Origin of the sequence: Clostridium sp. Marseille-Q5894 (assembly GCF_946902305.1) — a bacterium.
GTDB lineage: Bacteria > Bacillota_I > Bacilli_A > Erysipelotrichales > Coprobacillaceae > Thomasclavelia.
On record NZ_CAMPPT010000019.1, the window covers coordinates 1 to 6710 of the forward strand.

Consider the following 6710-nt stretch of genomic DNA (forward strand, 5'->3'; position numbering starts at 1 on the left):
AATTTTATGTTTTCATTCGTTAGTGAATATGTTAAATCTGTAGGTAATTTAGAACGAATATGGGTTAATTTATCATTTTCGATTTTCCCATTCCATGTTGCTACAACGACAATTTTATTAGCTAGTTCTTTTAAAAATGCTAACATATCAATATTAGAATCTTTTGCATAAAGAATTCTCTTATTATCTAATAATAATACGTCTTTATCGTATGTTTTTAGAAAATCATTCATCACTTTGACTAAATCAGTAGAATTGTCTTTAAAAATATTATCTAAATTTAAAATAGGAGTGCCGCTTTCTTTACTATATTCGTGAATAAGTTTTGATTTGCCACTACCAGGGGTACCAATAATTAAGATTAATTTATTATTGGTGTTTTTTGCTGCTTCGATTTCTTTAAGTAGTTGATCCATGTTATTTACCTCCTTTTTATTAAAATGAATCGTATATTCATATTTTAACATTGTTGGTAATTATTTAATAGTAATATTATAAGATATTTCCTGGGGAATAATGTTTAATTGGGTAAAATTATTGTGAATTTTAAATTATTTTGATTAATGACTAATAAATTATAATATAAGTGTACTAGCTATTGTAATACAGTTAATGAGATGTTATAATAAAACTGTACTAGTTAGGATAATACAGATAGGAGTGGATATCATGAAAAAAATTATATTATTGATCATGGTTTTAGCGATGGTTGTGCCAATACCGGTTCAAGCCGTTAATAAAACAACAAGTATTGATGCTTATAGTCAGGGCGATGAAATTAAAGGTGATTGCTTAGCTAAAGAGGTTGATCTAGGCGATAACTTAAAGGGAACTTTAGCTGTTAATAATGAAGGATTAAAGTTTATTGATAATGATGATTTTGTGATTAATATCAATCAGCCGGTCAAACTTTTTGAGGTAATTGATGATATTGATAATGATGGTATAAAAGATATTGCAGTATATGTAAAGGCTAATAGTGGATATACTAATTTTAGAATAATAAGTTCTAAGAATTCTAAAATTCTTTATGAAAAATCATTAACTCACAAAACAATTGATACAAATAATAATTTAGTTACAGAAAATTCAATAATCAGAGAGATATTATACAGCCAAAATATTGTTTATTTGATCTACGATCATCATTTACTAGCAATCGATGTTAATAAAAAGAAAGTTATTTTTGATCATGAAGAATCTGATAATATTTGGCAGATGGCAATAGTTGAAGAACAAATTATTTTTACTACCCAGCAGGGACAATTGGTTAGTCTTGATAAGATAAATGGAAGTGAAAATTATCGGCAGTCATTAACTACACCAATTGAAGCGAAGAATAAATTATATAATAAAACTCAAGAAGTAAATTTAAATTTATGGGATCTTTTATATGTAGATGACAAATTGTATGTTAGTAGTGAAGAAGATAAAATTTACCAAATAAATAGTAATGATGGTAATGTTATCAAAGAGTTAGAATTGGGGATAGTGGATCAAGATGAACTTAGTAAACGATTAACAGAACAAACAACATATAATTATAATGATGGTGAATTAAGTGTTTTTTCAACGGGAGTTTTTTCTAAAGCGTTTAACGGTTATAAAATGAAAATGCTCAAAGATAATTTGATGCTTGTTGAAGCATATTTAGGTGATCATAACTATTATTCGCTTGAAGAGTTTGGGGATTTGAATAAGGGAATAGAACCAGCATTATTGTTGATCGATACAGAAAATTTAGAAATTAAAACTAAGATCAAGCTAGAACAGTATAATTTAGCTAGTTCCAATGCACTTTTAACAACTTATCAAGGTCAAGAGGTTTTAGTAATTCCAAGCAGTATTAATAAAGGAGTATTAAGAATTTCTATTTACTCAGCTGATAGTGGTAAGTTGATTGGACAAAATGATTTAAAAAATTTAGGTGTTGGTTTAGAAAATGTAAAAGTAAGAATCAATAAGTACGAAAATAATTATTTACTGCAGATCAATGATGGTGGTAGTTATATTTTATATGATGATTTAAAAACAATTGGATCATTAGGAAGTTCAAAAATCGTTAATAAAATTATTGATTTAAATGATGGAATATTGGTTTCTAATAATCAAAATGGCAAAATTGATGAGATATGTAAATTAGGATTAAATGGTAAAGATGATATTTTGATGCAGGTAAGAGTACCATCAAATTATTTAAATAATGGTTTTGAAGGAATCACTTATGATCAAGACAGTAATCAAGTATTAACATTAGTTAATGAAGTAAATAATCAAGGAGAAATTATTGCTAGTCATGTATTAATAATTAATGTAAATGATGGTAATATTATTGCTGATAAAAAAGTATTATTGGAAAAAGGAATCGATGAAAATAATAAATATTTTGAAAATTATTTAATTGGTAGTGAAATCAAGTATTTTAGTGATTTAAATAATGATGGCAAAAAGGAAATATTAGTAGATGATAAGATAATTGATGGAAATACTTTTGCTTATAGATCACAGTATGAACAGATGGTAGAGGATAATGGTACGATTATTGATGTAGGTGATTTGAATAATGATGGAATCAGTGATCTTGTAAGTGTTGGTGAAACAGAAATGCGTGTTTATTATTCAAGTAAGAATGGTTTTGAGATAAGTTATCAAAAAACTAATATTGTAAAAAAATACGATAAGAATTTGTTGAATAATCAACAGGTTAAAGTTATTGATGATCTAGATCATAATGGTGCTGATCTATTTGTGATAAATGCTCGTAATAGTAATGATTGTCAATATTATCAGGTAATCAATCCCAAAGATTTATCGGTTAGATTTAATCTAATGGAAGAAGGGGTGTATGACTGGGGTGAGTCATTTATGATAACCCAGATGGATTTTAATCAAGATGGTATCGATGATTTGATTTTTAATATGCCAGAGGGTAATCAAAGAATATTAAGTGGTAAAGATGGTAGTGTAATTAAAGAAATAGCTAGAGATGATTATGATGGTGGAAGTAGTTCACCAACTGCTTTAGAAGAAGTTATACCAATTAATTTTATTGATGATGGTAGTAAAGTTTATCAATTAGAAGATTTTAATAATGATGGAATTAAAGAATTTGGTTATAGCTGTTATGACTATAGTTATGATAATATTAAATTTAAAATTCTAGATGGAAAAAATTTAGAAGAGTTAAAAACATGTAGTTTGGATAACACTGATCTTTATGATTCTACGATTATTCCTGTTCGGGGACAAAATAAGATAATAATTAAAGATAGTAATCATAATCAAATTTATGATTATAAAGATGAAGTATTAGTTGCCGGTTGCCAAATCGACGTAAAGAGTGCAAGTTCTTTAGCAGATGGTCGGATTTTGATTGAGGGTAATGATAGACAGTTATATGCATTTAATGATCAATGTGATTTTAAATTAGTTGATTTTGAAGAAAAGTATCATAGTGGTAATATTACGATTAAATATCAAAGTGAAAAGTCAGGTATAATTAGTGTTTATGATCAAGGGGTATTGATTGCAACTAGCACTAAACCAGAAGTTGATCTAAAGTTATTGGAAGGAAAACATCGGTTAGTTTTTTCTTATGATGATGGTCAAGGTAAGATTACACATATAACGAAACAAATAGAGGTAAATAAATCTTCTTTTATTAAATATTTAATTATTTTATTTTCAGTAGTTATTATCTTAATAGGAGCATTACTTGTAGTATATCCAAAATATCGTTTAGAAAAGAAGGCAGGTGCTAAATATGCAAAAAATAATTAAAGTTGAGCATATGAATAAATATTTTAATTCATTTAAGGCTATTGATGATTTGTCTTTTGAATTAGATGGTGGAAAGATTTATGGAATAATTGGACCTAATGGTGCTGGTAAATCAACGACAATGTCATTATTGATGGGACTTATTTTTCCTAGCAGTGGTAGTGGTTCAATAAAGGGTCATCCGCTAGGTTCTAATGAGGCAAAAAAACTGATGGGATATTCACCAGAGTTCCCTAATTTTTATAGTGATATGAGCTGTTTAGAATATTTAGTATATATGGGACAATTATCAAACTTAGATTATGATACGGCACTTAACAGAGCTTTAGAGCTATTAGAGGAATTTGATTTAATGGATTATAAGTTGAAAAAAGTAGCAAAGTTTTCGACAGGAATGAAAAAAAAGGTAGGATTGATTCAGGCGATGATTCATGATCCAGAAGTTTTATTATTAGATGAACCAACAGCTAATCTTGATCCGACAAGCCGCAGCGAAATCATTCAAAGTTTAAAAAAATTAGTAGCTCAGCGTAAAATGACAGTATTGATAAGTTCTCATGTTTTAAGCGAGTTAGAGATGATAATTGATCATGTTGTCATGATCAATAAAGGACATGTTGTGTTAAATCAGCCTATTGATATTGTCCAGCAGGAATTTAATCAAGAAAAAATATTAGTATCGACAAAGAAAAACGAGCTATTAAAAAAATATTTAGACATTAATAATTATAATTATAGTTTGGAAAAAGGTGTTTTTAGAATAGCTACCAAGGATAAAAAAGCATGTAAACAAAGTATCATTAAATTTATTTATGAAAATGAAATAGAATTAAATTTATTTAAAGAAGAGATGATAACTTTGGAAAAATTATATCAACAGGTTATGGAGGATAAAGAAAATGAAAGTACTATTGTCTAAAACATTTATAAAAATGTTTAAAGTGCTTCCTGTTACTATTATTGGTTTAATTAGTGGTGGATTGGGTTTTTTATTCGCATATATTTATAATAATTTATCTAAAAGTGTTTTAACCTATGATCGTTTTTCTAGTAATATATTAACTGTTTATAGTTTGATAGCTTTTATGTTGATTATTGGAATAATGATTTGGGTGATTAGTGCTAATAGTTCTTCAGGGTTATTTGCAAATGAAATTCATGAAGGAACAATGCGATTATTATTATCTAAAGAAATTACAAGATTTCAGTTAGTGACAGGAAAAATTTTAGGAATGCTTTTGGGAAGTGTTGTATATCTTATTATGAGTTTTGCAGTATTTATATTGTTCTTTTGTTTATTTAGCGGGGTGGAAAAAGATATCTTATTATTGGTTATAAAGGGAACGAGTTTATTTATTGTTTATGGTGTTTTAGTAATCTTTATAATTGGTGGACTAGGAACGTTTTTATCAACGATATTTAAAAAGAAAGTACCGGCTATTTTAATTATGGTGGCATTAAGTGGTTTGATTTTTGGAATTATCCCAATTATTAGGGTGATTCTAATACAATTGGGTTACTATAATCAGTTTCATTTATATTTGATTGACCTAAATTATCATTTTGGACTAATCTTTAATAATTTTTTGAGATTGATGGAAGATTTAACATTGTCACAAAGTATAGATGGAATATTTACGGTATTTACTAATTTGTATATACCTAAAGCTATTGATATTGATGTGACACTTATTAATGGTAGTTATTATGATATTAATAATACATTAAATAGTTTAGTTATAATAATTAGTTATATTGGAGCAGCGATTATTTTATATGGTTTATCATTTAAAACGATGTTAAAAAAAGATATTTAAGTTAATTGAGTCGTGTCTAACATGACTCTTTTTCTTGTTGTTATAGTGAAATATTGTTTTAAATGAAAAAATAATTTTATTTTTTAAATAAAAAAGTATCATATTGTCGCCAATAATGGTATAGTATAAAAGGTAATTATTATGTATATGCTGCTTTGATTATAGATTAAGCATGGTTTTTAGGGGGATGACATATGAGTAAAATATGTAAAGTAAAAGATATATTAATTGGTGAGGGTATTCCAAAAATCTGTGTACCAGTTATAAGTGATAATCATCAATCTATTATTACAGATCTAATTAGATCAAAAGATCTTGAAATTGATTTAATTGAATTAAGAATTGATTATTTTAAAGAATTATCTAATCGCCAAAAATTAATAGAATTATTTAAAATGATTGGTTCGTTAGAAATGAAGCAGGCTCTTATTTTAACGTATCGAAGTGCTAAAGAAGGTGGTTTAGGTGAATTAAGTCATGAAGAATATATTGATCTTTATGCTTTAGCTTTGGAAAGTGGTGCTTTTGATATTTATGATGTTGAGTTATCAAGCGGAACTAATGCGATTATTACTTTAAATAATATGATTCATGAGGCAAATCGAAAGGTTATTATGTCTAGTCATGATTTTACTAGAACACCCAGCTTAGATACGATGTTGGAAAAAACTAAGCAGATGGATTCGTTAGAAGCTGATATAATCAAATTAGCGGTTATGCCAGAAGATTATAAAGATGTTTTATTACTTTTGGAAATGACATTACGTGCTAATGAAATTTATGATAAACCAATTGTTACAATGTCTATGTCTAAACTAGGGATAGCAACAAGATTTTTAGGTGAACAGTTTGGTTCAGCGATTACTTTTGGTAAAGATCGTGATTCTTCTGCATCAGGGCAGATCGATATTCGCTCTTTAAGTGCAGTGTTGAAAATCGTTCATGAAAATAATTAAAGTTTTTAAGCACCTTTAAGGTGCTTTTTGATTTTTAATATTCATACTTGTATGAATATATAGACTTAAGTCAGTTGAGCATACGAAGTATGCGAAATAAAAAACCACCTGCTATGCGGGTGGAGCGATAAAAAAGTTATACAAATATTCACCTTTC

The 6710-nt window shown here is 27.5% G+C and carries 5 protein-coding genes; 4 read left to right on the forward strand and 1 reads right to left on the reverse strand.

All coding sequences use genetic code 11. The features are described from left to right. The coding region (gene brxF / locus OC535_RS14645) for a BREX-3 system P-loop-containing protein BrxF (RefSeq protein ID WP_498824169.1) at positions 1–416 on the reverse strand (416 nt) is incomplete at its 3' end. 253 nt (positions 417–669) lie between these two features. Here brxF and OC535_RS14650 point away from each other — a divergent pair. The 4 genes from OC535_RS14650 to aroD all read left to right on the forward strand — a co-directional run bounded on the left by OC535_RS14650 (position 670) and on the right by aroD (position 6553). Beyond that, positions 670–3780, forward strand: a complete 3111-nt coding sequence (locus OC535_RS14650) for an FG-GAP repeat domain-containing protein (RefSeq protein ID WP_498824170.1) — start codon at positions 670–672, stop codon at positions 3778–3780. Then, on the forward strand, positions 3764–4699 hold the full coding sequence (locus tag OC535_RS14655) for an ABC transporter ATP-binding protein (RefSeq protein WP_498824171.1): 936 nt from the start codon (positions 3764–3766) through the stop codon (positions 4697–4699). Before OC535_RS14650 ends, OC535_RS14655 begins: the two co-directional genes overlap by 17 nt. Beyond that, entirely contained in the window at positions 4680–5597 is a 918-nt protein-coding gene (locus tag OC535_RS14660) for an ABC transporter permease (RefSeq protein WP_227053105.1), read from the forward strand. The genes OC535_RS14655 and OC535_RS14660 overlap by 20 nt, the downstream gene beginning before the upstream one ends. Before the next feature lie 194 nt (positions 5598–5791). Further along, on the forward strand, positions 5792–6553 hold the full coding sequence (aroD, locus tag OC535_RS14665; protein WP_498824172.1) for a type I 3-dehydroquinate dehydratase: 762 nt from the start codon (positions 5792–5794) through the stop codon (positions 6551–6553). Positions 6554–6710 lie beyond the last annotated feature (157 nt).

Excerpts from the sequence above, each read along its gene's own strand:
- OC535_RS14660 (WP_227053105.1), top strand. The coding sequence starts at position 4,680 with ATGAAAGTACTATTGTCTAAAACATTTATAAAAATGTTTAAAGTGCTT.
- OC535_RS14655 (WP_498824171.1), top strand. The coding sequence starts at position 3,764 with ATGCAAAAAATAATTAAAGTTGAGCATATGAATAAATATTTTAATTCA.
- aroD (WP_498824172.1), top strand. The coding sequence starts at position 5,792 with ATGAGTAAAATATGTAAAGTAAAAGATATATTAATTGGTGAGGGTATT.
- OC535_RS14650 (WP_498824170.1), top strand. The coding sequence starts at position 670 with ATGAAAAAAATTATATTATTGATCATGGTTTTAGCGATGGTTGTGCCA.